The 23,942-nt window shown below is 71.8% G+C and carries 14 protein-coding genes; 6 read left to right on the plus strand and 8 right to left on the minus strand.

Features of this window, described 5'->3' with window-relative positions; all coding sequences use genetic code 11:
• Positions 1-17 precede the first annotated feature (17 nt).
• Genes OHA72_RS36890 through OHA72_RS36900 form a run of 3 tightly spaced genes read left to right on the plus strand, consistent with a single transcriptional unit; the run spans position 18 to position 5,865 of the window.
• A complete protein-coding gene (locus OHA72_RS36890; RefSeq protein WP_327000681.1) occupies positions 18-995 on the plus strand; it encodes a carbohydrate ABC transporter permease in 978 nt (325 codons plus the stop codon).
• Between the two features lie 26 nt (positions 996-1,021).
• Complete coding sequence (locus tag OHA72_RS36895) at positions 1,022-1,885, plus strand: carbohydrate ABC transporter permease (protein WP_442788760.1); 864 nt, start codon at positions 1,022-1,024, stop codon at positions 1,883-1,885.
• Complete coding sequence (locus tag OHA72_RS36900; RefSeq protein WP_327000683.1) at positions 1,882-5,865, plus strand: glycoside hydrolase family 38 N-terminal domain-containing protein; 3,984 nt, start codon at positions 1,882-1,884, stop codon at positions 5,863-5,865. The genes OHA72_RS36895 and OHA72_RS36900 overlap by 4 nt, the downstream gene beginning before the upstream one ends.
• Before the next feature lie 19 nt (positions 5,866-5,884).
• On the opposite strand, the gene OHA72_RS36905 is transcribed toward OHA72_RS36900, so the two are convergent.
• A complete protein-coding gene (locus OHA72_RS36905) occupies positions 5,885-6,706 on the minus strand; it encodes a cellulase family glycosylhydrolase (protein ID WP_327000684.1) in 822 nt (273 codons plus the stop codon).
• A gap of 428 nt (positions 6,707-7,134) precedes the next feature.
• On the opposite strand from OHA72_RS36905, the gene OHA72_RS36910 reads away from it, so the two are divergent.
• Positions 7,135-8,868, plus strand: coding sequence for an aminotransferase class V-fold PLP-dependent enzyme (locus OHA72_RS36910; RefSeq protein ID WP_327000685.1), 1,734 nt, complete (start codon positions 7,135-7,137; stop codon positions 8,866-8,868).
• 76 nt (positions 8,869-8,944) lie between these two features.
• On the opposite strand, the gene OHA72_RS36915 is transcribed toward OHA72_RS36910, so the two are convergent.
• The 5 genes from OHA72_RS36915 to OHA72_RS36935 form a co-directional block, all read right to left on the minus strand.
• Positions 8,945-9,553, minus strand: a complete 609-nt coding sequence (locus OHA72_RS36915) for a hypothetical protein (protein WP_327000686.1) — start codon at positions 9,551-9,553, stop codon at positions 8,945-8,947.
• 8 nt (positions 9,554-9,561) lie between these two features.
• Positions 9,562-12,522 carry a CHAT domain-containing protein gene (locus OHA72_RS36920; RefSeq protein WP_327000687.1) on the minus strand — a complete coding sequence of 987 codons (2,961 nt, stop codon included), beginning with the start codon at positions 12,520-12,522 and terminating at the stop codon, positions 9,562-9,564.
• A 73-nt stretch (positions 12,523-12,595) separates the two neighbouring features.
• Entirely contained in the window at positions 12,596-15,235 is a 2,640-nt protein-coding gene (locus tag OHA72_RS36925) for a tetratricopeptide repeat protein (RefSeq protein WP_327000688.1), read from the minus strand.
• Positions 15,186-15,500, minus strand: coding sequence for a hypothetical protein (locus tag OHA72_RS36930; RefSeq protein WP_327000689.1), 315 nt, complete (start codon positions 15,498-15,500; stop codon positions 15,186-15,188). The genes OHA72_RS36925 and OHA72_RS36930 overlap by 50 nt, the downstream gene beginning before the upstream one ends.
• 3 nt (positions 15,501-15,503) lie before the next feature.
• Positions 15,504-16,094, minus strand: coding sequence for a hypothetical protein (locus OHA72_RS36935; protein WP_327000690.1), 591 nt, complete (start codon positions 16,092-16,094; stop codon positions 15,504-15,506).
• Between OHA72_RS36935 and OHA72_RS36940 the strand changes: the two genes are divergently transcribed.
• Positions 16,057-17,055, plus strand: a complete 999-nt coding sequence (locus OHA72_RS36940) for a CHAT domain-containing protein (protein WP_327000691.1) — start codon at positions 16,057-16,059, stop codon at positions 17,053-17,055. The two genes, OHA72_RS36935 and OHA72_RS36940, sit on opposite strands and share 38 nt — an antisense overlap.
• A gap of 3 nt (positions 17,056-17,058) precedes the next feature.
• Here the strand turns inward: OHA72_RS36940 and OHA72_RS36945 are convergent, their stop codons facing one another.
• On the minus strand, positions 17,059-17,832 hold the full coding sequence (locus OHA72_RS36945; RefSeq protein ID WP_327000692.1) for an ATP cone domain-containing protein: 774 nt from the start codon (positions 17,830-17,832) through the stop codon (positions 17,059-17,061).
• Positions 17,833-18,378: 546 nt separating this feature from the next.
• Here OHA72_RS36945 and metG point away from each other — a divergent pair.
• Positions 18,379-20,187, plus strand: a complete 1,809-nt coding sequence (gene metG / locus OHA72_RS36950) for a methionine--tRNA ligase (protein ID WP_327000693.1) — start codon at positions 18,379-18,381, stop codon at positions 20,185-20,187.
• Between the two features lie 20 nt (positions 20,188-20,207).
• On the opposite strand, the gene OHA72_RS36955 is transcribed toward metG, so the two are convergent.
• A complete protein-coding gene (locus OHA72_RS36955; RefSeq protein ID WP_327000694.1) occupies positions 20,208-23,915 on the minus strand; it encodes a CHAT domain-containing protein in 3,708 nt (1,235 codons plus the stop codon).
• Positions 23,916-23,942: the final 27 nt, after the last annotated feature.

The following is a 23,942-nucleotide window of genomic DNA, read 5'->3' on the forward strand; positions in this document are numbered from 1 at the left end:
AAGGAACGACGAGCCAGATGGCAGTAATCGCACCTCCGCAGGTGTCGAGCGAGCGGCGGGACACCGAACCGGTCAAGGTCGAGCGGTGGTCCCACCTGCGCCGCAAGTTCGACGTGAGTGGCGCGCCGTACCTCTACATTGCACCGTTCTTCGTGGTGTTCGCGGCGTTCGGACTGTTCCCGCTCCTCTACACCGGCTGGATGGCCGTCACCCAGTGGAACCGCGACATCCCCGGCAGCGACCACACCTTCGTCGGGCTGGGCAACTTCGTGCGGCTCATCCACGACGACTACTTCTGGAACGCGCTGCGCAACACCGCCGCGATCGGCGTGCTGAGCACCGTGCCGCAGCTGCTGCTCGCGATGTGGATCGCCCACCTGCTGCAGCGCCGGATGCGCGGCCGCACCCTGCTGCGGATGGGCGTCCTGCTGCCCAACATCACCTCGGTGGCCGCCGTCGGAGTGATCTTCGCCCAGCTGTTCGGGCGGGACCTCGGCGTGATCAACTGGGTGCTCAGCCTGGTCGGCCTGGGCAAGGTCGACTGGCAGTCGGGCACCTGGCAGTCGTGGCTGGCGCTCGCCGTCATCCTGACCTGGCGCTGGACCGGCTACAACGCCCTGATCTACCTCGCCGCGCTGCAGGCCGTGTCGGACGACCTCTACGAGGCGGCGGACCTCGACGGCGCCAGCCAGTTCCAGAAGTTCAAGACCATCACCGTCCCGGCGCTGCGCCCGACCATCATCTTCAGCGTGATCATGTCGACCATCGGCACGATCCAGCTGTTCACCGAACCACTGATGTTCAACCCGGGGATGAGCCCGACCGGCGGCGACTCCCGCCAGTTCCAGACCCTCGCCATGTACGTGTACGAGCAGTTCTGGACCCACGGCAAGTACTCCTACGCCGCCACCGTCTCCTGGGCCATGTTCATGATCATCGTGCTGGCGGTCGGCGCGAACTACCTGCTGTCCCGACGCATTCGGAGCTCCTCATGACGACCCTGATACCGGTCTCCCGTGCCATGACCGGCGCCCGCCGCGGCCGCGGGCAGCCTGCCGCGCCGGGCCAGCGCCGCGCCGGAACGAGGACCTACCTGCTGCTGGGGCTCATCGCCGCGGTGTCGGCGTTCCCGCTGTACTGGTCGCTGGTCGCGGCGTCCAACGACAACTCCGCGGCGGGCAGCTGGCCGCCCCGGCTGCTGCCCGGCAGCCACCTGTGGGAGAACCTGCAGCGGGCGTACCTCCAGGCGAACTTCGGTCTCGCCCTGCTCAACTCGATGATCGTCGCGACCGTGATCACGGTCTCCGTCGTGCTCACCAGCACGCTGGCCGGTTTCGCGTTCGCGAAGCTGCGGTTCCGCGGCAAGAACGCCCTGCTCGGGTTCCTGCTCGTGACGATGATGGTGCCGGCCCAGCTGGGCATCATCCCGCTGTACATCATGATGTCGCAGTGGCTGGGCTGGACCGGGCACCTGCAGGCGGTCATCGTCCCGGCGGCCACTTCCGCGTTCGGCGTCTTCCTGATGCGCCAGTACCTGTCCGAGGCACTGCCCGACGCGCTGCTGGAGGCAGGCCGGATCGACGGATGCTCGACGCACCGGCTGTACTGGCACGTCGTGCTGCCGGCGGCCCGGCCCGTCGCCGCGGTGCTCGCGCTGTTCACCTTCATGAACGCCTGGAACGACTTCTTCTGGCCGCTGCTGGCCCTGGGCCAGGGCAACCCGACCACCCAGGTCGCACTGTCCACATTGGCCGGTGGCTACTACATGGACTACTCGCTGGTGCTCGCGGGAACCCTGATCAGCACGGCGCCCGTGCTGCTGGTGTTCCTCTTCCTCGGCAAGCAGATCATCGGCGGGATCATGCAGGGGGCGGTGAAGGCGTGAACTGGACCGTCTGGCTCATCCCGCACTTCCACTACGACCCGGTGTGGTGGAACACCCAGTCCGCGTACACCCAGACCTGGGATCAACAGGCCCCCGATGCGGGCGAGGCGCGCTTCGCCTGGCCCGGGCACAGCGCGTTCAGCCTCGTCAAGGCGCACCTGGCGAAGATCCGTGAGGATCCGCGGTACAGCGTGGTCCTCGCCGAGGTCGACTACCTCAAGCCGTACTGGGACACGTATCCCGAGGACCGCGAGTTCATCCGGCGACTGATCGCGGACGGCCGCCTGGAGCTGGTCGGCGGCACCTACAACGAGCCCAACACCAACCTCACCGGCATCGAGACGACGATCCGCAACGCCGTGCACGGCACCGGGTTTCAGCGCCACGTCGTCGGAGGCGTCCCGTCCACCGCGTGGCAACTGGACGTCTTCGGCCACGATCCGCAGTTCGCGCAGGTGATGGCCGGCGCCGGGCTGACCTCGATCGCCTTCGCCCGCGGCCCCTACCACCAGTGGGGGCCCATGCTGACCAGCTGGAACATCCGCGAGCATCGCAAGCCGTTCGCGCCGACCCAGTTCCCCACCGAGTTCGAGTGGGTGTCGCCCGGCGGGGACGGCCTGCTCACCCACTACATGGCCGGCCACTACTCGGCCGGCTTCAGCCTCGACGCCGCCCAGGACCCGCAGACCGCGGCGGGGGAGCTGCACGAGCTGTTCACCCAGCTGCGCCCGGCCGCCGCGACCCGCAACGTCATGATCCCGATGGGCAGCGACTTCAGCCCTCCCATGCGCTGGGTCACCGAGCTGCGGGCGGCCTGGGACGAGCGGTACCCGCAGGTGCGGCTGCAGTACGGCCTGCCGCGCGACTTCTTCACCGCCGTGCGGGACGAACTCGCCGCGAGGGGCGTGCACGCCACGCCGCAGACCCGCGACATGAACCCGATCTACACCGGCAAGGACGTCACCGCGATCGACACCAAGCAGGCCCACCGCCTGGCGGAGACGCTGCTGCTGGACGCCGAGAAGTGGGCCACCTTCGCCACGCTGCACGGCGCGGCCTATCCCGCCGCGGCCGTCGACAAGGCGTGGCGGCTGCTGCTGTTCGGCGCGCACCACGACGCGGTCACCGGCACCCAGTCCGACCAGGTCTATCTCGACCTGGTCGCCGGCTGGCGCGAGGCGCACGACCTGGCCGCCGACGTGGACCGGTCGGCCCGCCGGCACCTGGCCCGGCACGTCGACACCCGAGGGGAGGGCACCGCGGTCGTCGTGTTCAACCCTGTGGCGCACCCCCGGACGGACACCGTCGGCCTGGAGATCGACCTCGACCCGGCCGTGGGTGTCACGCTCACCGACGACGGCGGGATCCCGGTCCCGCACCTCACCGAGGTCCTCACGCACGCCGCCGACGGCCGGCCGGGCCGGGCGCTGCTGCGGTGGGTCGCGCGCGACGTGCCGTCGATGGGATACCGCACCTACCGCCTGCTGCCAGGCACCGCGCAGCCGCCGGCGTCCGCTTGGCAACCTGTCGAGGCCACAGGCATCGCCAACGACCGCTACCGGGTCCGTGCGGATCCCGCGCGGGGCGGCGCCCTGACCGAGATCACCGACCTCGCCGCCGGCCGGAACCTCCTCCCGCAGGGCCGGGTCGGCAACGAGCTGGTCTGCGTCGCCGAGCACCGCGATCATCCCGAGTTCGGCGAAGGCCCGTGGCACCTGCTTCCCCACGCCGTCGCCTGGCGCAGCGCGGACACCGCGGCGGCCGTCACCGTCGAACGCTGCCCGATCGGCGAGCGCATCACGGCCACCGCGACGGTCGACGGATGCCACTACACACAGCAGACCACCCTGTGGTACGGCATCGACCGGATCGACTTCGCCACCAGCATCGACGGGTTCGCCGCCACCGACCACCTCCTGCGGGTGCGCATACCCTGCGACGTCCCCGGCGGCATGCCCGTCAGTGAGACCGCAGCCGCCGTCATCGGCCGCGGCTTCGCCCTCCTCGACGCCGACGCGGCGGAGCACCCCCGGACCCTGGACAACACGGCGCACCAGTGGTTCGGCCTCGCCGCGGCATTGACCGTCCACCTGCACGATCCGCAGGAGCGCTCAGGGAGTTCTGAGCGCTCGCGAGCGGTGTCCGTCGCCGAGGTCGTCGTCCCCGACGGCGACGAGGGCCTGCCCTCGACCCGGCGGCTCGCCGTCGGGCTGGCCCGGGCGGGCGTCACCGCCACCGTGACGAGGGCGACGGGAAACCGTTACGGCGCGCTGGACACCGACTCCAACCTCCCCGACTGCCGCGTCGCGGTCGGCACCCCGCAGCGCAACGAGTTCGTCGCCGAACTCCTCGACCGGGCACCGGCGCCGTTCGCCGCCGAACTGGCCGCTCGGCTCGCGGCCACCGGCACGGCCTGCCTCTGGATCCCCGCCGAGCGGCCGCTCGGCGAGGTCTGGCGGCCGGGCGCCGACGTACGCCCGATCCGGGACCTGCCCGTCCTGCTGATCGCCGGAATCGACGCGGACGCCGAGCGGCGGGCCCTCACCGAGCTCCTCGACGACCTCGGCGACGCGAACGTGCACGTCACGCAGCCGTCCGCGCTGCACCACGGCGAGACGACCGTCGCGGACCACGCCGTCGCGCTGCTCAACCGCGGCACCCCCGGCTTCGCGGTCGAGCCCGACGGCACGCTGAACATGTCGCTGGCCCGCGCGAGCACCGGCTGGCCCACCGGAACCGCGATCAACTTCCCGGACAGCAACGCACCGGGCGGGCGCAGCTTCCAGCACCACACCAGCAGGCGCTTCGAGTACCACCTGGTGAGCGGCACCGGTGGATGGCGTACCGCCGGGTTCGTCGCCGCCGGGCAGTCCGTCAACCATCCGCTCGCCGCGACCGCCGCGCCGGCCGGCGACGGGGCGCTGCCGGCCACCGGATCCCTGCTGAGCGTCGAGCCCGCCGGGCACTTCGTCGTCACCGCGGTCAAGCCGCTGGGGGAGCCGCTCGCCACCGGCTCCGCGGCGCCCGCCGACGCGTGCGACAGCCTGATCGTCCGCGGCTACGAGCCCCACGGCCGCTCCGGCAGCGTCGCGATCCGCCTCGCCGGCGGTATCACCTCGGCCACCGCCGCCGACCTGCTCGACCGCCCCGGCGCGCCCCTCGAGCACGACGGCCGGGAGCTGCGGCTCGACGTCGAGGGGTACCGGATCATGTCGCTGGCCGTGTCACCGGCTCGCGCCGAGCGTGGCGGGACGGCGCTCGCGGCAGGCACAGAACCCGTGCAGCCCGTGTTCACCCGCTACTGGCTGCACAACAGCGGCCCCGCGCCCATGGGCAACCTGCCGGTCGCGCTCACCCTCAGGCCGGACGACACAGCCGACGGCGTGGGGTTCTGCGCGCAGGTCGTCTGCGACGACACCGACGCCGGCTACGACGGGGAGCTGCTCGTCACGGCGCCGGAGGGCTGGGCCGCCACACCCCGGTCAAGCCACGTGACCGTCGCCGCGGGCGGCCACGTCGGTGTGCCCGTCACCGTCACGGCTCCCGACGACGCCGAACCCGGCTGGTACGCGGTCGCGGCGAGCATCACCCACCGGGGCCAGGAGCTGCAGGACGCCCTCATCGTGCCCGTGGGCCGGCCCGCACCCGGGCCGCTGCTGCACGCGCGCGCCGAGGACCGGGAGCTCACGCTGACCCCCGGGGCGCGTGGCCACGTCCGCGTGCGGGTGAGCCACGACCTGCGCACCCCGTTGCGGGGGCACGCCCAGCTCATCACCCCGCACTACATCTGGCCGCTGACGGGCGAGCCGACCCGGAGCCTCACCATCGCGCCCGGGGCCACGCAGCACGTCGAGTTCCCCGTCACCGTCCCGGTCGGGATGCCACCCGGGGAGTTCTGGGCCCAGCCCAAGATCTGCGCCTTCGGCCAGATCGCCTACTGCGAACCCGTCCGCATCGTCGTGCGCCATGACGACGCCTGACCCCGGGCGCGCGCCTGCACTACGGCTTGTAGACAGTCGCCTCATGGGCGGTCTGCCGGATGCCGTTGGGACCGTCGAACACCCGCCGGCCCCACCAGGTGAGCGCCCTGGCGTCGAACCGGTCGACCATGTCGAGGTTGCTGACGTCTCCGCTGTTGCCGCTCCAGGACCAGGCGAGGTAGCCGACGCGGTCCGCCTGCGCCTCGGACATGATCGCGTCCTCGTCGACGTCGCCGTCGTGATGCGTGTATCCGAACTCGGTCACCGTGATGGGAAGCCTCGCCCGGATGTACCGGCCGAAGTAGTCGTGGACGTTCGTGGCGCGGAAGAAGGCGCCGTACATGTGAATGGAGAAGACGGTGTTGCGCTCCGGATCGCCGGCGAAGACGTCGGCGGCGTGGTCCCGCATGGTGAATGACAGGTCCTGACCCCAGTCGGGCGCGTCGACCATGAGGGTGTGACGGAGACCCGCCCGGCGCAGCCGGCGGATCGAGTCCATCGTGTCGCCGGGCCAGGTGCGGACGTTGTCGAGGACGTAGGGTTCATTCGCGACGTTGATGATGGCGTACTTCTCCTGGCCGACCAGGGCCTGGCGGATGCTGATCCAGTAGTCCACCGCCCGCGCTTGCGGAACGGCTTCCTTGCGGTAACCCCACCCTGTGGTGTCGTGCACCACCAGGACGCAGACGAGGTGGTTGCGCCGGCACAGCCCGATCAGGTGCGCGACGTCGGCGGCGTCGTCCCGTTCCGCGGTGACCCCGGTGGACACCTCGACACGTACGGTGTTGGCACCCATTGCCTTGACGTCACTGAGCATCCGGGCCGTTCTCTGCGGATACACGGCATAACTGTGGCCCACACCACGCATGACGAACTCATGGTCGTTCGCATCGTGGAGACGCCCGTCCTTCACGTGGAACCCGGTTCGCAGCCGTGCCCCAGCCGAATGATCCGGTCGCCCCACGAGATCCGGATGGTGCAATCGCCCCACGAGGATGACCGAGACGACGACGGCGATGAGCACCGTACCCGCGATCATGGTGCGCACGCTCATGACCCACCTCGGACCTCACCCTGCTCACCCTGAGAGCCCGACGAGCGGGCGCAGGAGACACTTCCCCGGCTCCGCCGCGCGAACCCCTCCCGCGGCGATCTCGTTCCCGTCGCCGTCGCCGTCGAGGACGTGTCGGATCGCCGACTCCACCGTGCCGTTTCGGTTGCCTGAACGTGCCATGAGGCACACGTCACATCCTGTCGGGAGCGCGCACCATGGATGAACGCATCAGCGAGCCGCAGCCGGCCATCGATGAAACTCCGCTGCTGCGCCGGATCCGCGACGCCGTCATCGGCGACGGCGCCGCGATACCAGGACCGTTCGGGCCGCGCCCGCTCGTGTACGCCGACCACACCGCCTCCGGCAGGGCCCTGTCGTTCATCGAGGACTTCCTCCGCGACCAGGTCGTTCCGTGGTACGCCAACACCCACACCGAGGCCTCGGCGACCGGGCGGCGGACCACCCAGCTGCGGGAGGAGGCGCGCCGGCTGGTGCTGGAAGGGGTCGGCGGCGACGACGCGCACGCGGTGATCTTCTGCGGCTCCGGGGCGACCAGCGCGATCGACAAGCTGGTGCGCATCCTGACCCGGTCGCCCTGCTGGTCCACGCAGCCACAGGCGCGGCCGGTCGTGTTCGTCGGCCCGTACGAGCACCACTCCAACGAGCTGCTCTGGCGGGAGAGCGCCGCCGACGTCGTGCGGATCGGGGCCGACGCGTCCGGCCGCATCGATCCTGCGCAGCTGGAGACGGAGCTGTGCCGGTACGCGGACCGGCCGGTGCGGATCGGCTCGTTCTCGGCCGGTTCCAATGTCAGCGGTGTGCTCACCGACGTCGATGGGATCTGCGACCTGCTGCACCGGCACGGGGCGATCGCCTGCTGGGACTACGCGGCGGCCAGTCCGCACGTCGGCCTCGCCATGAACGGCACCGGCAGGTACCCCCTGGGACACCGCGACGCCATGTTCCTCTCGCCCCACAAGTTCGTCGGTGGTCCCGGTACCCCGGGTGTCCTGGTCGTGCGGCGCGACCTGGTCCGCAACCCGGTGCCCACCGTGCCGGGCGGCGGCACGATCGCCTACGTGGACTCCGGCGACCGGCACTACCTCGACGACCCGGTGCACCGTGAGGAGGGCGGCACACCCGCGATCGTCGAGTCCATCCGGGCCGGCCTGGTGTTCCAGCTGCACCGCGCGGTCGGCGTCGAGGCGATCGGCCGCCGCGAGACCGGCTTCGTCCGCCGGGCGCTGACGTCGTGGCGCCGCAACCGGTCCATCGAGCTGCTCGGCGACCCGGACGGCGAACGGCTGCCGATCGTCTCGTTCGTGGTGCACGGGCCGAGCGGACGCCGGTTGCACCACAATCTGGTGGTCGCGCTGCTCAGCGACCTGTTCGGCATCCAGAGCCGGGGCGGGTGCTCGTGCGCCGGCCCGTACGGCCACGACCTGCTGCGCATCGGCCCGGAACTGGCCCGTCGGATGGCCGCGCAGGCGGTGGACGGCTGGTCCGGGATCAAGCCGGGCTGGACCCGGCTCAGCTTCAGCTACTACCTGTCGGAGGCGACGTTCGAGTACATCGTCGCCGCGGTCCACCTGGTTGCCACCTACGGTGCCCGGCTGCAGCCGAGCTACCGGTTCGACCCGCAGAGCGGCCTGTGGTCGCACCGGGACCGGCCCGCCCAGGCGCCCGGCCTGACCGGCGTCTCGTATGACGAGGCGGGCGCGTTCTGCCACCCGGGCACGGGGCTCGGCGCCGCACCGGCAGTCCCGCTCGACCGGTACCTCGACGACGCGCGGGCAATCTTCGCCGCAGCGGAGCCGGCCCACGGTAGCGGCGCACCGCCGGCAGCGTCCGCGGCGCCCACCGCGCCGGCGGTACCGGCCGAATTCGAGCGGCTGCGCTGGTTCGACCTGCCTCCCGCCTGCGTCGACCAGCCGCGCGTGCCACGCTGACCGGACTTCGTGAGCCGCGCGGAGCCCATCGAGGCGTCCCGGACCTGGGTGACGGCCGGGCCCCTGCCCTCGCCGCCTACGCGTTCGGGAACACCACGACACGGAACTGGTCGTCCACCAGGACGCCGTACTCGACGCGCTGAGGGACGTCTGTCGAGCCGTGGGGCGGGTACGCCATTCGTACGAAACAGTAGATGCCTGGATGCGCGGCGAGGAACGTCTCGATGTCACGCCAGAGGTTTCCCATCGCCGTCCCGCGCTGGTTGACCCGGGGGTCCTGAGGAAAGTAGTTGGGGCCTCCGTCTCGGCCACCGTGCGCGTGTGCCATGCCGTGGGCCCGGTCGAAACCGGGCCGCGTCGGGAAGCCCCGGTGGTAGGCGTCGTCGCGGCTGTTCGGCGGCGTCGACCGGGACAGGCCGTGGATCAGGACGGTCCGCTCGTGCACGGCGTCGAACATGACGTCGAACGCGCCGTCGGAGAACTCCAGCAGCTCCGACGGCGGTTCGGTCCCGGCCGTGTACAGGTCGTCGGCAACGTCGACGACGGCCCTCCGGAGCACTGCGGGCCGCGGTGCTCCGCCGGTCCAGCCCAGTTCGGTCAGGCGGCGAAGATACGGTGCGTCCCCGGCGATCACGCCGGGGACGCCGCCGCCGAGCGCGGCGTCGATGCGTTTGATCAGCGACATGATCGCTCCTACGTCAGGGAGCCGTAGTGGACGAATGCCGCCCACTCGGACGGGCTGGACGGGTACCGCTGACGGTGCTGCCGGACCGCGATGCTGAGCGCCTGGTGTGGCGGTGCGACCGCGAGCGCGGTGTAGAAGGCGGTGGCGACGTCCAGGGCGGCCCGGTCGGACACCCGCCACAACGTGCCGATGACGTGCTCGAAGCCGGCCAGCTGGAAGGCCGACGCGATGTGGATCGCCTCGTCCGCCAGGCCCGGACTGCCCGCAGCCGTCTGGCATGCGGACAGGTACGCCAGGTCTCCTCCGGTGCTGCGGCTTGCGCCGATCTCGCGCACGCGGAGCACGTCGTCGGCGAACTGCAGGTGACTGTCGGACGGGTGCCGCGGATCGGTCACCGCGTGGCAGGCCAGGTGCAGCCGTCCTGCGGCCGGCAGTTCGGCGAGGACCGCGGCCCTGGTCGCGGCCGCGCCCGTCAGCGAGACCACCGGCAGCGTCGCGCGGGCGCCAGCCATGGCGGTCTCAGCGATCATGGCCGGTAACGGCATCGCCTCGGTGTCGACGCCGACCACGAGCGTGGAGCCGGGGCGGTGTGCACCCGGCACGCCGTGGATCGACCCGTCCGTGCCGTGGGCCGTCAGCGGCCGGATGGCGGGCAGGTAGGAGCTCACCATCTGGTCCAGCGCCGCCGGTTGGGCGGCGTCGTCGTACCGGCCCGCGGCGTGCATCGGGAGCAGGCTCAGCGGTCCGGTCGGGATCCACCGGACGTGCGCGTCCGGCCCGTGCAGGCGCAGTGCCGCCACGATGGGTCCCACGGCCGCGTTCCAGAGCCAGGCCAGCGTCTGCGACAGCACCTCGTTGGTCTGCCAGGTGTTGGCCGAGACCGCCTGCGCGAAGGACTGCAGCCGGGACGTGCACTCGTCCTGGGTCAGGTCCGGCAGATGCACGACGTCGAGGTCACCGTTGGCGGCGATCAGGGCGTCACAACGGGTCGGCGCCACATTGACGGTGACCACCGTCGCGTCGTGGACGCCGCGCAGCAGCTGGTCCGCGTCAGGGCGGAGCAGGAACCGGGTGAAGCCGGGCCGGGACCTGATCCGGTCGACCACGGCGGCGCGTCGCAGTTCGAGGCGTTGCCGCTCCAGCAGTGGGATGCCGGCCGGTGCGGATTCGATGGCGTCGAGCACGTCGCGCAGCTCCCGCTCCAGGTCCGGCTCGCGGGCCGACAGCTGCCGATGGCGGGACCGGCGGTCCAGCGCACGGCCGAGCAGGATTGCCCGCCCCTGCTCCGACATCGTGATGGCACGTCCGGCGTCGCCGTGGGCGACGGCGCACGCCGCGGCCGAGCGCCCGAGGCCGCCGTACAGCGCCAGGGTGCGTTCCTGGTCGTCGTGGCGCAACCCTTGCCAGGCGGCGAGGTCGAGCAGGTCCAGCGCGGTCGAGTAGGTGTCGAGCGCGGCTGCCGTGTGCCCGCCGTGTTCCTGCAGCCGGGCGAGGTGCCGACCGGCCGCCAACCGGATTCCCGCCGGCGCGGTCGGTGTGTGCAGCGCCTGGCCGAACGCGTCGGTCCCGTCCTGGTACGCCGCCCGGCTCCAGGCGTGCCGGCAGCGCGCCGCGTGCGCCAGGCCGAGGTTCAGGTGCAGCTCTGCCCACGTGGGCGTGCCGGTGGCGCTGATCGCCAGCGCCTCGGACATGGTGGCGACCGCACGGTCGTACATTGCCTCGTCCCACCGCAGCTCGATGATGCTGACCAGGACGCCGCCGAGGTTGATGCGGTGCATGACGGCGTCGCGATGATCCAGGCCGGTGGCGGCGACCGCGGCGCCGAGTCGTCCGGCCGCCTCTGCCAGCGGGCCCGGATCGCGGTCGGCGATGCCGAGGCGGTGCAGGACATGGGCCATGTCGCCCTGCCACTTCTGCCATTCGACGTGCTGTTCGCCCGCGGTGCTCAGCACCCGATCGAGCAGGGCCCTCGCCTCGTGCAGGTCCGCGGTGTCGTGGTGGGCCTCGAACCTGTTCCGCAGGGCCATGGCGAGATCGGCCTGGCGACTGACCCGCTGTGCGTGGGACTCCGGCGTTCGCTGCAGGGCATCCCGGCGAGCGGTGATCGAGGCGTCCAACGCCTGGGTGTCACCGGTGAGGGCGTAGCTGCCACGGAGGGCCTCGGCCAGCTGCATCAGGAAGAGGGGCGCGTCCGGGTCGTCGGGCCTGAGCCGGTACACGGAGGTCTGCAGCGTCTCGATGGCCGCTACGGCGGCCGCTGGGTCGGCGTAGAACGACGCCGACGCGGCGAGTGCGTCACCGAGGCCCGCCAGACATCCCCGCGCGAAGGCATGCTCGACCGGCACCGTGCGGACCGCTTCCTGGGACGCGGCCACCGCTTCCCGGAGGTGCCGCGGGTCAGCGGTGATGCGGAAGCGCAGCATCAGCGCGGCGCTGACGTTGGACAGCATCGCGGCCCTGGCGGCCGGGTCGCGCTCGGCGGCAGCCGCCTGGCGGCGCACGGTGACGGCCTCCTCGGCCGGTGCGTCGCGTCCGGTGTGCTCAGCGAGTCCGAGCAGCGCCAGTCCATGGTTGGCCAGATAGGACGTGCGGCGGGGGTCGTCCTCGGCGACCAGTGCCACCGCCTCGCGGAGATGGACGACGGCCTCGGTGAGGGCGTCGACGTCCTCGTGGTGTTCGAAGGTGCGGTACAACGCGAGGCCGAGATTCGTCCGCGACCTCGAATCGTCCGGGCGCGCGTCGACCGCCGAACGGTACAGATCGACGGACTCGCGCAGCGCTTCGGTGTCGCCGGTCAGGTCGTAGCGCACCAGGAGCGCCACGCCGAGGTTCGCTGCGTGCGCGATCGGGTTCGCCGGCCGGACGGCTCGCAACAGGGCGACGGCGCGGTCGGCGAGCTCCGGATCGCCGGCGGCGACGGCCTGCTTGAGCAGGTCCGACACGGTCGGCGGCGGCTGGTCCCCGCTCATCCGCGGCCTCGCATCGCCCGTGCCGCGCCGCCGCGGCACGCGGCGCCTGATGATGCCGGAGCAGGTTGTCGTGTCACCGCGCCGGCTCGAGTCTGTCCAGGTCGGCCGCCACCCGGGCGGTCGCCGGATGACGATGGCCGAGCACGTGCCGGCTGGTGGCGAGCACCCAGTGCAGCGTGGTGCGGGCGCCCTCGACGTCGCCCAGGTCGTGCTGGATGAGCGCGAGCCTGCGGTGGGAGGCCAGGGTCGCCGGGTGCCGCGGGCCGATGGTCCGCGTGCGCCGGTCGAGGACGTCGCGGGTCAACCGCATGGCCTCGGGGAGGTCTGCGCGGGCGTGCCGCACGTCGGCGAGGGCCTGCAGCGCGTTCAACGTCCGCGGGTGGTCGGCGCCGAGCACCCGCGCGCCGATCGTCGCCAACGCCCGGAGCTGGTCCTCGGCGGCCACCAGGTCACCGCGGTCGTTGGACACCATGGCCAGGTGGTACAGCGTGACGAGGGTGGCCGGATGATCGTCACCCAACTGCCGGCGGCGGGCCTCGAGGACCTGGCTCAGGAGCCGTTCGGCGTCGTCGAGCCGGCCGAGGCCGCGGGCCAGGTCAGCCACGTTGTTGAAGCTGGTCAGGGTGTCAGGATGGGTGTCGCCCAGCACCTGCCGGCGCGACGCGAGCACCTCCTGGAACAGGTGCTCGGCGTCGCCGAGCTGTCCGTGGTCGCGCAGGACCCGTGCCAGGTAGTGGGCGGTGGTCATGGTGTCCGGGTGGTGCGGGCCGAGCGTGCGGCGTTGCGCCTCCAGCACCTTGTGGAACTCCCGCTTCGCCTGGTTGTACTCCCCGGCGTCGTACAGGACCCTGCTGAGTTCGTGGCGCAGGGCCAGGACGGTGGGATGATCCCTGCCGACGACGGCGCCGCCCTGGGTGACCAGCGCACGTGCCTGGCCTTCTGCGCGATGCAGCAACCCCGAGGCGCGCAGGTATCGCACCGCCAGCAGCGCCGGCTCCAGCACGTAGGGCGCGGGACCGGGTGGTTCGATCCGGCGGTCGTGGATCAGGTCGAGCGGGGCGCCGCAGTGCTCGGCAACCGCCGACCAGGTGGCCCAGGACGACGGGTGCTTCGGATCGAGATCCCGCACCGCGGCGTGCAGGAGATCGACGAGCAGCTCGAGGTAGGTTTCGGGGTTTCCGTCGACGTCGTGATGGCCCCGCGACGCGTCACGGACCAGGGGATGCAGGACGAGGGCGCCGGCTGCCGTGTCGTTGGCCGGATCACGTTGCCGGTCGAGCAGACCGATGTCGATCAGATCGCAGACGGTCCGCCACAGCTGGCGGGCGGTGATGCCGGTGAACGGCGCGACCCTTGCCATGATGTCCGCGCGGAGCAGCCCGAGCGGCACGTCCGCCGGGCGGAAGCAGGACAGCAGGCGCAGCAGCGGGCGGGCGTGCTGCGCACCGCGTGAGGCCAGCAGGTCCAGCGACAGCTCCCACGTCAGGCCCACCACCTCACGATTGCGCCGGTCGGCCGGCCCGACGCCGGCAAGGTCGTCGTCGAGCAGCCGCCGACGGTTGCCCTCGTCCAGGGCGGCCAGGTAGTCCTCGAACGTCCGGACCTCCTTGGCCGCCGTGAAGCCGGCCGGCATCGCCGCCGTCTCACCGAGGTAGCGGCCGACGATGCCGAGCGCGAGTGGCAGCCCGCCGAGGCGCTCCGACAACCGCCGTGCCGACGCTGCCGAACCGGCACCTGGACCGGCCAGTTCCTGCAGCACCAGGGCGCCGTCGTCCGGGTTGAGCATCTGCACGGGATGCAGGATGAACCATGGTGGATCACCCGCACTCCAGGTCTGCGTGCCACCGTCGCGGGTCGTGACGATCACCGCGCCGTACGGTGCCGCAACCGCGCGGACCCATCCGTTGCCGTCGGAGACCTGCGCTCCGGGGATGCTCAGGGTCCGGCGGGGGTCGTCGGCGTCGTCGATGACGAGCAGCCAGGGGAGGGTCCGGCCGGCGAGCAACCGCCAGACCTGGTCCGGGAGGCTGCCGACGCGCAGCTGATCCGGCGTCGCGCCCAGGTCGACGGCGATGGCGTGCATGCTCGTCAGGAAAACCCCGGGATCGCTGGCCGACGCCCACCAGACCTGAACACCGAGGCTCTCGGCCTGGCGGGCCACGGCGAGGGCGACGGTGCTCTTGCCGCATCCGCCGAGGCCGTGCAGGACGTGCACGTGGACCGGCACCTCGGGTGGGTGCGGCTGCCGGAGCGTGCGCGCCAGGACGGTGAGCAGCGCGTCGCGGCCGCGGATGTCGGGCTGGCGAGCGAGACGGTCCGTGGGTGCCCGTGTCGACACGGCGACCGTGTCAGGGCCGGGAGGTGCTGCGTTCGCGGGATCGTTGGTGTACGCCGGTGCCGGGACCGCCGGTGGTGCGCTGACGGCGCCCCGCCGGGCCCGGCGCAACGCCAGGAGCCATTGCCCGATTGCGTGCCGGTCCGTGACTCCGCAGGTCAGCAGGACCTTCTTGAACTGCTCGACCGCCCCGCGGCCGGGGAGGTGCGTGCCGGCGAAGTAGCCGCCGAGCGTGCTGGCCGGCACGCCGCTGCGGGCGGCCACGTCGCGGACGGTCAGCCCGGCGCTGTCGCGCAGGAAGCCGAGCTCCCGGGTGAAGTCGCCCCGGTCAACGACTCTCAGCGGCTCCGGCTCCATCGCTGGCGTCGCACTCGGCACCGGGCACCTCCTCGGCCGACGTCGGCTCGTTCCGTTGTACCGCAGTGCCTCCGCCGCGGCCACCATGGGCGCGGCGGCGGCGCGTCGCGGCGGTGAACACCCACACCACCGCCAGCGCGCAGACGAACTGCGACTGGCCGCCGGGCAGCATGACGCTCTGCAGGACAGCCAGCGAGGTCTGCAGGTCCAGCGCGTCGACATCGGTCAGAACAGACCGGATGCGGGCGCGCCAACCACCCTGGTTCGCAGCGGACGGGCTGATCATGGACTACCTCCGTTGTCGTGTGCCGTCCACGATCCGGTCAGCGATCGGCTGCGGTTGACGTTCCAGCCGGAGGTCGGGCAAGGTCGTACAGTCCGCAGCCGGCTCGTACAGGGTGGTCATCACATGCACGACGTGCGGCGATGGCTGGAGCTGTCCGGTGCCGGCGACCCGGACGTCGTCCTCGACCCGGCCGCGTTGGCAGCCGTGCGGGCGCTCGCCGCGACGGCGCCGCGCGACGATCTTGATACGGCGCTCGTGATCGCGCTGGCCCACGCCGCGATCGAGCATGTGCGTGCGGCGGCCGAGGCGGTCGGACCAGGGCATCCGCGCCGGCCCGGATATCTGTCGAACCTCGGCTCGATGCTCCGGAACAGGGCAGAGACCACCGGGTCGCAGCCGGATCTGGATGCGGCGGTCGACGCCGCGGACGCCGCCGCAGGTGCGGTGGGCGACCTCGATCCCGACCGTCCGATCATCCTGTCGGCGCTGGCGTTCGTACTCGACGCGCGGTTCGGCGCGCGGGGAGATCCAGGACCTGCACCGTGCGGTCGACGTGATGGAGCGTGCGGTCGCCGGATCGCCGCTCGGCAGCACAGACCGGCCGCGATGCCTGTCGGGGCTGAGCAACCTGCTGCGCCGGCGGTTCGAGCACACAGGCGCCGCCGAGGATCTCGACCGGGCCGTCGTGCATGCGGATGAGGCCGTGCGCGGGACCCCGCCGCAGCACGTCCATCGCGCCGCTTACCTGGCACATCTGGCCAACGCACTGCACGGCCGGTTCGAGTACGCGGGCGCGACCGGCGACCTCGATCAGGCCATCACGTTCGCCCGGGAGGCCACGCGGGCCGGGCGTGGCCTCCCGGAGGCAGATCCGGACCGCGGTCGCTACCTGACGAATCTGTGCGGGTTCCTGAACGACCGGTACACCCGCCATGGACAGGTCACCGACGTCGAGGAGGCCGTCGTCGCAGGGCGGGCGGCGGTCGCCACCGTCCCGGCCGCGCACCCCGAGCGCGGCACGACCTTGTCGAACCTCAGCAACGCCATGATCTCCTGGTTCGGGGAGACCGGTGACGTCGACGACCTGGGTCGCGCTGTCGAACTGGCGACCGGCGCCGTGGCGGCGGTCGACGCCGCGCATCCCGAACGGGCACGGTTCGCCTGCCACGCCGTCACCGGAGCGGACGATCCCAGCGACGGGCGGCTGGAGCTGCACGCGGAGTCGCTCATGATCAGGGAGCTTGCCGCGCTGACGGTCCCGCGCGGCCACCTGGCCTACCTGTCCGCGTGCGGGACGGCGTTCGGTGGAACGGTGTTGCTGGACGAGTCGGTGCACATCGCCTCCGGGCTGCAGCTCGCCGGCTTCGCCCACGTCATCGGCACGTTGTGGCGGGTCGCCGACGCGGACGCCGCCGAGATCACGGCGATGTTCTACGAGGGGCTCGCGGCGGGTGCCGGCCCGGCCCAGGCCATGCACCACGTCACCCGTGGCATGCGCCGCCGGTACGGCAGCAACCCTGGCATGTGGGCGGCCTACGCCCACTTCGGGCCTTGAGTCCTACGCCTCCAGCGCCAGCAGGTCGAACCAGAAGTCGTCCACCGACCGGTAGCGCTTGACGATCGACGCATAGCGCAGATAGCTCGCCTGGTCGAGCACACGGAGCGACTTCAGTGCCTCGGCAGCGATCTGCTGCGACGTCACCAGGGCCTGACCGGCAAGCTCCCGCGTCACCGCCGAGGTCACGTTGAGCGCCAGACTGCGGCCCTGCCGGGCACCTCCCGCACCGGCGGCGAGCTCGATGCTGCGGGACAGCTTCTCGGGCTGGAACGGCTCGACCTTGCCGTTCGTCTTGGCGACCGCGGATGGTGTGCCGGGCGCCACGGAGATCCGCGGTGGCCCGTACTGCCGCTCGAGCCACGCGCGCACCTCGGCTCCGCTCCACTGCCCGCCGGGCGTCGCCTTGCGCTCGAACACCATCGCGAACCGGATGTAGGTCACATCGGTGATGGCGGCGTTGCACCGGAGCTGTTTGAGCACCAGGCCGCCGATGTCCTTGCTGCTCACGGGAAGATCGGGGGCGTCAGGGTTGAGCAGCTGCACGACGCCGTCCACGAACGCGTTGACGTCGGCGACGGACAGCTCCGACCCGACCGCCGCATTGAGGATGCCGTTGCGGATCTTCGCCCTGGAGAACGGCTCGGTCCGGCCGTCGCGCTTGCGGACCTGAAGGTACTCGGCTGTGATCCGCTCCGCGGTGGAGAACCGCTCGCCACACTTTTCGCAGACCCGCTTGCGGACGAGCTCACCCTTGCATCGACGTGTGTCCTTCACGCGGGTCGCATCGCTTCCACAAAACGGACATCGCATGAGAGGAACGCTACATCTAGTCGATGCGACGGCGGAACCCTCGAGACAGTGCCATATCTAGTGGGCTCGGCGGTGCCCGGCACTGCGCGCTGCAAATCGCCCACATCTTGGAGGGCGTTTGCAGGGAACCACGGCAGCATGGCCTTCAGCGCAGGTATCTGCGGCGGCGGTCCGGGATTCTCCCCTGTGGCGGGCGGTTCCCGGCCCGCTGCCGATCAGGGCCCGCGGCATCTCGATTCCCGGGAATCGGCAGATTGGACTGCAATGGCGACAGCACCGGCCCGTCTCCTGCGGTGCGGCGCCTGCAGCACCATCGATCACGAGCGCCTGGCTGCGGCGGCATGACCGCAGGCGAGCCGAGGTTGTGCAACGCCCCGGACGCAGGGGGTAGGTTCAGCGGATCCGGAGTGGTTGCGCCGGTGCAGGGGGGCACCGGCGGCATCGGGCAGGTCATCGTCAGGGCCTGTCCGGTGCCGGCGCCCGGGTGGCGTCCGTGCACGCGGAGCACCGATGATCCGTAGCTCCGATCGGCGGACCGGCGGACCCGGCCGCGTGTTCACCGGCGTTGTCTGGCCGGGTGCGAGCGGTCCTCGGCACCTCGGCCACCTTGCGGGCTCCGGTGTCCCGTCGGACATCTTCAGCAGGTACCAGCGCATGGCCGGCAACCAGGTGCTGATGATCGGCGGGGCCAGCAGCCACGGCACCTCCGTCGTCGTCGAGGCCGACCACGACGGCGTTGCGCCGCGGCAGCTCGCCGACCGCTGCAGCCGGGTGATCGCCGAGGACCTCCAGGCGCTGGGGCTGTCCTTTGACCTGTTCACCCGGACCACCACACCCAACCACTACGCCGTGACGCAGCAGGTCTTCCGGTCGCTGCTGGACAACGGCTACGTCAGCCGGCGCACCGTGCCCGGCGCGATCTCACCGTCGACCGGACGCACCCTGCCGGACCACACCATCGAGGGGACCTGTCCGGTCTGCGCCTGCCCGGCTGCCCGCGGTGACCAGTGCGGGCACTGCGGCAACCTGCTCGATCCGGCTGACATCATCGACCCGCGGAGCAGGATCACCGGTGAGACGCCAGCATTCGTCGACACCGAACACTTCTTCCTCGACCTGCCGGCCTTCGCCGAGGTCCTCGGAGGCTGGCTGCAGTCCCGTGACGGATGGCGCTCCGACGTCCTGAAGTGCACGCTGGACCTGCTCGACGACCTCAGACCGAGGGCCATCAGCCGCGACCTCGGCTGGGGCGTGCCGATCCCGCTCGACGGGTGGGTCGGGCGGCCGGACAAGCGCCTGTGCATGTGGTTCGACACGGTGATCGGCCATCTCTCCGGCTCGGTCGAATGGGCCCGGCGCACCGGTGACCCGGACCTCTGGCGGGCATGGTGGCACGACCCGGCCACCCGTGGCTGCTACTTCATGGGCAAGGACGACATCGCGGTCCACAGCGTCATGTGGCCGTCGATCCTGCTCGGCCAGAACGGCACCGGTGACCGGGGTGGCCGAAGCGGTCCGTACGGACTGCTGCAACTGCCGCAGGAGGTGGTGGCCGGCGAGGTGCTCACCATGGAGGGACGCAAGGGCTCGGGGCCGCGCGACGCCGCCGTGCACGTCAGCGACTTCCTGTCGCGGTACTCCGCCGACTCGTTGCGCTACTACCTTGCGGCGTGCGGTCCGGAGACGTCGGACACCGACTTCACGTGGTCCGAGTTCGTCCGCCGCAACAACGACGAGCTCGTCGCCGGATGGGGGAACCTGGTCCACCGGGCCGTTTCGCTGGCGCACCGCAACTTCGGCGCGGTGCCGGAGGCGGGGCCCTTCACCCCGGCCGACGTCGAGCTTCTCACGACCGTCAACGACGCGTTCGACACCGTTGGAGATCTGCTCGACCGGCACCGGCACCGGGCTTCGCTCGACGGTGCGATGAGGACCGTCGCCGCGGTCAACGCGTACCTCATGGACGAGGCACCGTGGAGCCTGTGCGACACCGATCGGGAGCGGATGGGGACCCAGCTGCACGTGGTGCTGCAGGCGGTGCAGGACTGCAATGCGCTCCTGACGCCGTTCATGCCGGCCGCGGCGAACCGCGTCCATGCGCTGCTCGGAGGGGCGGGGACCTGGGCCGGCATGCCGGAGCTGCACGACGTCGAGGACGGGACGCCCTACACGGTGCTGATGGGTGACTACCAGGGGGCAGCGCGTTGGGGCACCAGTCGCATCCAGCCGGGGACACCGCTCGATGCACCGGTCCCGGTGTTCACCGAACTCGATCCTGCCCTGGTCGAGGGTGAGCTGACCCGGCTGCGAGCCGGCTGACGTGCGCGCCGGGTCGGTGGTCACGGACCGAGATGGACGAACGCCCCCCACAGCATGGGGTTCGCCGGATAGCGGTGGTACTGGGCGCGAACGGCGGCGTTGACGGCCGCGGCGGGCTCGAGACCGTCAGCGAGCCGGCGATAGGTCGCCGCGGCCAGGTCGTAGGCGATGTCATCGTCGACCCGCCACAGTGTTCCCACCACGTGCCGGAAACCGATCAGCTGGAACATCGACGAGATGTGCATCGCCTCGTCGACGAGCAGGCCGCCGGTCAGCGCGGTGGTGCACGCCGAGAGGTACGCCAGGCGACGGTCGCCGCTGGGCAGGATCCCGATGTCACGGACCCGTAGCGGCCCGTCATCGAGGATCAGGGCGCTCGCCGCCGGATCCGACAGGTCCGTGAGCGCATGGCAGGCGAAGTGTGCCCAATCGGCATCGCGCAGCCGGTCCAGGACCTCGCCGCATGCGGCGCCGGCGCCGGTCCGGATCGCGGTGGCATGCAGATGGCCGGCGGCGGCCTGGCATTCGTCGGCAGCGCGGCGCAGGGTGGGCCGGGCGCCCGCGTCGGGCACCGCGACGACGAGCGGACTCGAGGCCAGGTCCGGTGCTGTCCCGGCTGGCACGGCCGCCTCGGTGGAACCGCGGGCGCGGATGAGTGCCCGGAGCGTCGAGGTGTACGACGAGACGCTCACGTCGAGCAGCGACAGCTCGGCGCGGCCGGCGGCGTGCAGCGGCAGCACACCGAGCGCACCGGTCGGCAGCCACCAGAGCCGGCCCGCCTCGGCGTCTGTCAGCGAAGCGAGCACCGGCGCGACGACGTCGTCCCAGAGCCAGCCCAGGATCCGCAGGATCGTCGCGTTGCTGTCCCAGTCATTGGCAGCCGTCGCGGTCAGGAACATCTGCGCGTTCGCCGTGACATCCTCGTGCCGCAGCGTGGGCAGCGGCACGACCTCCACACCGGTTGTCCGGATGATCAACCCGTCGCAGCGGTACCGCGAGACGTTGACGACGATGACCGGCCCGCCGGCCGCCGCCGCCAGCAGGTCCTCAGGTTCCGGATCGCGGAGCAGGCCCAGCGCTCGGACGCGGGCCATCACGTCGTCGAAGCGGGCGGCCGCTGCCCGCCGCCGGGTCGCCGAGGCGGCGACCACGCCCGGTGACGCGTCCAGCTCGCTGGTCGGCGTGGTGTCGGCGTTGATGACGTCGCGGATCTCCTCGAACTCCTCGGCCAGACGCGGGTCGACGAGACGCAACGCGCCGATGTCCCGGCGCTGGTCCGCAGCCTGTCCGAGCAGGATGCCTCTGGCCTGTTCCAGCACCGCCACCGCGCGGAGCCGGTCGCCGGCGTGCAGGGCCACCGCGGCGGCGTCACTACCGAGGCCGGCGAGCCGCGCCAGCTGCGCATGGCGGCTGTCCCAGCCGAGGCTGCGTCCGGCGAGCATCGGCAGCAGGTCCAGGGCCTCGGCGTAGGCGGCGCCCGCAGGAATCCAGTCCTCAGCTGTCGCGGCGGGGGACATGGGCGCAACCAGTTCGGCGCGGTAGGCGGCCGCGGCGGCGCGGATCACCGGCATCGTGGTGGGCGAGCGCGAGCACCGCTGGAACGCCTCGGCGGCCGCCGCGAGGTCGCCGGCCGGGTCGGTTGACGATGTGCCGGCGACGCTGACGAAGCGGGCGCGCAGGGCCATGGCGAGGTTGAACTGGAAGCCGCCGTTGTCCGGTGCGCCGCCGTCCGCGGACACGGCCGCCCGGGCGGCGGCAACGGCATCGGCGAGGTCCGCGTCGTCGCCGTCCAGCGCGTACCGGCGCAGCAGCGGGGCGACGAGGTTCGACAGGTAACCGAGCCGGTCGGGGTGATCCGCGGCGCTGGCGACGACGGCATGACGGTCGGCGTCGATGGCGCTGTCGAGATCTGCCCGGACGTCGAACGCCTCGAACCGCCGGAACACCATCAGTCCCAGATTCGCTGCGTACATCGACCGGTGCGGGTGATCTGCGGGGGTGGCGTCGATCGCCGCGGCGGCTGTGTGGACGGCCTCGTCGATGTCCGCCCGCTGCCGGAGGCTTTCGAAGCGGCGCAGCACCGAGGTGGCGAGCATCGCCAGTCGCCGCGGGCGCAGGGCATCGTCGCTCGGCGTTGCGGCAACGGCCGCTCGCGCGTCCAGCACGGCTTCGTCGAGGTCTGCCAGATCGCCTGTGCGTTCGTAGCGGACGCGCAGCGCATTTGCGGCGTTGACCAGCATCCGGGGGCGCAGCCGGCTGCCGGCCGGTGTTGCGGTGAGTGCCAGCCGTCCGAGCTCCACGGCCTCGTCGAGGTCGCCGGCGTCGCCGGTCCGAGTGGCGCTGCGCAACAGAACGAGCCCGAGCGCCGAGCGCCGGCGGGGGAGGCCCGGGTCGTCCGGTGAGGTCGCCTGGACCGATGCGCGTCCCGCTCGGAGTGCTTCGGCGAGATCGGCGACGTCGCCGGCACGGTCGTAGCGGGCCCGGTAGGCGGCGCAGAGATTTGCGAGGAAGCGGCCGCGCTCCGGCGAGCGATCCGTGGTGGCGTTGACAGCGCGCTGACCGGCGGTGATGGCGGCGTCGATGTCGTCCGGATCGCCGACCCGCTGGTAACGGTCCAGCAGTGTGGTGGCCAGTCCAGACAGCAGGGCCGCCAGTTGCTCGGGCCCGGGTCCGGCGGCGATGGCGTCCCGGCGGAGCGTCACCGCGGCATCGAGGTCGTCGGTCGACCCGGTCCGCTGCCAGCGCGACAGGTAGGCGGACGCCAGGTTTGCCGCTGCCGCGACCCTGGTGGCGCCGCCCGGCGGGGCGGTCTGCACGGCGAGCTCCCCGACGGTGATCATCGAGCTGAGGTCCGCCGGATCCGCGGTGGCGTCGTACCGCGCGTGCAGCACGGCGGCGAGGTTCGTGGCGATCGCCGACGTCCCGGTGTGGTGTACCGGCATCGCATCCAGCGCTGCGGTGAGCACCAGCGCCGCACGATGCAGGTCCTCGGGCGCGCCGCAGTGCTGATACCGGAGGAAGAGCGCGGCACCGAACGTCGAGTGCACCGACGGACCGTCGGGGTGGGTGAGCGGCAGGTCTGCCGCAGCACCGGCCAGTGCCACGCACCGGTCCAGATCCTCCGGGTCGCCGTTGCGGATGAAGCGCAGGCGCAGCAGTGCGCTGCCGGTGAGCCGCAGCCGCCGCTGCTGCGCTGCGTCCTCGGTGACGTCCAGCTCCGCCGTGACCAGGTCGATCGCCTCGGCCAGATCGCCGGGAGCGCTGCTGTGCTCGGCCGCGGTGCGCAGCACCGAGACGATCGCGGCGCGTAGTGCGGCGCGCTGGGGATGACCGCCGACAGCGGGTGCCGCGGCCCGTGTGAGCGCCACGGCCCGGTCGAGGTCCGCGCGACCGCCGGTCCTGGTGAAGCGTACCCGCAACGACACCGCAAAGTTGATCATCAGCGCCGGGCGGTCCGGATCGTCGTGCGCGGCGGCATCGATGGCCGCCTCGTGCACCTGCAGGCAGCTGTCCAGCAGCTGCGGGTCGCCTTCCACCCGAAATCTGGAGCGGAGCATCAACGCCAGGTTCGACAGGTAGCCGGCGCGCGCCGGGTCGTCGGGAGGGCACTGCGCGACGACCCGGCGGGCGAGGGACTCGGCGTGGATGAGGTCGGCAGGATCGCCGGTCTCCTCAAATCTCGCCAGCAGCAGCCGCGCGTACTCCGCGCGGGCGGCTCGGGGTAGCACGACGGTACGGTAGCACCGTCGTGGCCG

It is taken from the genome of Dactylosporangium sp. NBC_01737 (genome assembly GCF_035963215.1).
Taxonomy (GTDB): domain Bacteria; phylum Actinomycetota; class Actinomycetes; order Mycobacteriales; family Micromonosporaceae; genus Dactylosporangium.

Bases quoted from the DNA above. Each gene is read 5' to 3' on its own strand.
- OHA72_RS36890 (WP_327000681.1), top strand. From the start codon at position 18: ATGGCAGTAATCGCACCTCCGCAGGTGTCGAGCGAGCGGCGGGACACC.
- OHA72_RS36895 (WP_442788760.1), top strand. From the start codon at position 1,022: ATGACCGGCGCCCGCCGCGGCCGCGGGCAGCCTGCCGCGCCGGGCCAG.
- OHA72_RS36910 (WP_327000685.1), top strand. From the start codon at position 7,135: ATGGATGAACGCATCAGCGAGCCGCAGCCGGCCATCGATGAAACTCCG.
- OHA72_RS36915 (WP_327000686.1), bottom strand. From the start codon at position 9,553: ATGTCGCTGATCAAACGCATCGACGCCGCGCTCGGCGGCGGCGTCCCC.
- OHA72_RS36920 (WP_327000687.1), bottom strand. From the start codon at position 12,522: ATGAGCGGGGACCAGCCGCCGCCGACCGTGTCGGACCTGCTCAAGCAG.
- OHA72_RS36930 (WP_327000689.1), bottom strand. From the start codon at position 15,500: ATGATCAGCCCGTCCGCTGCGAACCAGGGTGGTTGGCGCGCCCGCATC.
- OHA72_RS36940 (WP_327000691.1), top strand. From the start codon at position 16,057: ATGGAGCGTGCGGTCGCCGGATCGCCGCTCGGCAGCACAGACCGGCCG.
- metG (WP_327000693.1), top strand. From the start codon at position 18,379: ATGATCCGTAGCTCCGATCGGCGGACCGGCGGACCCGGCCGCGTGTTC.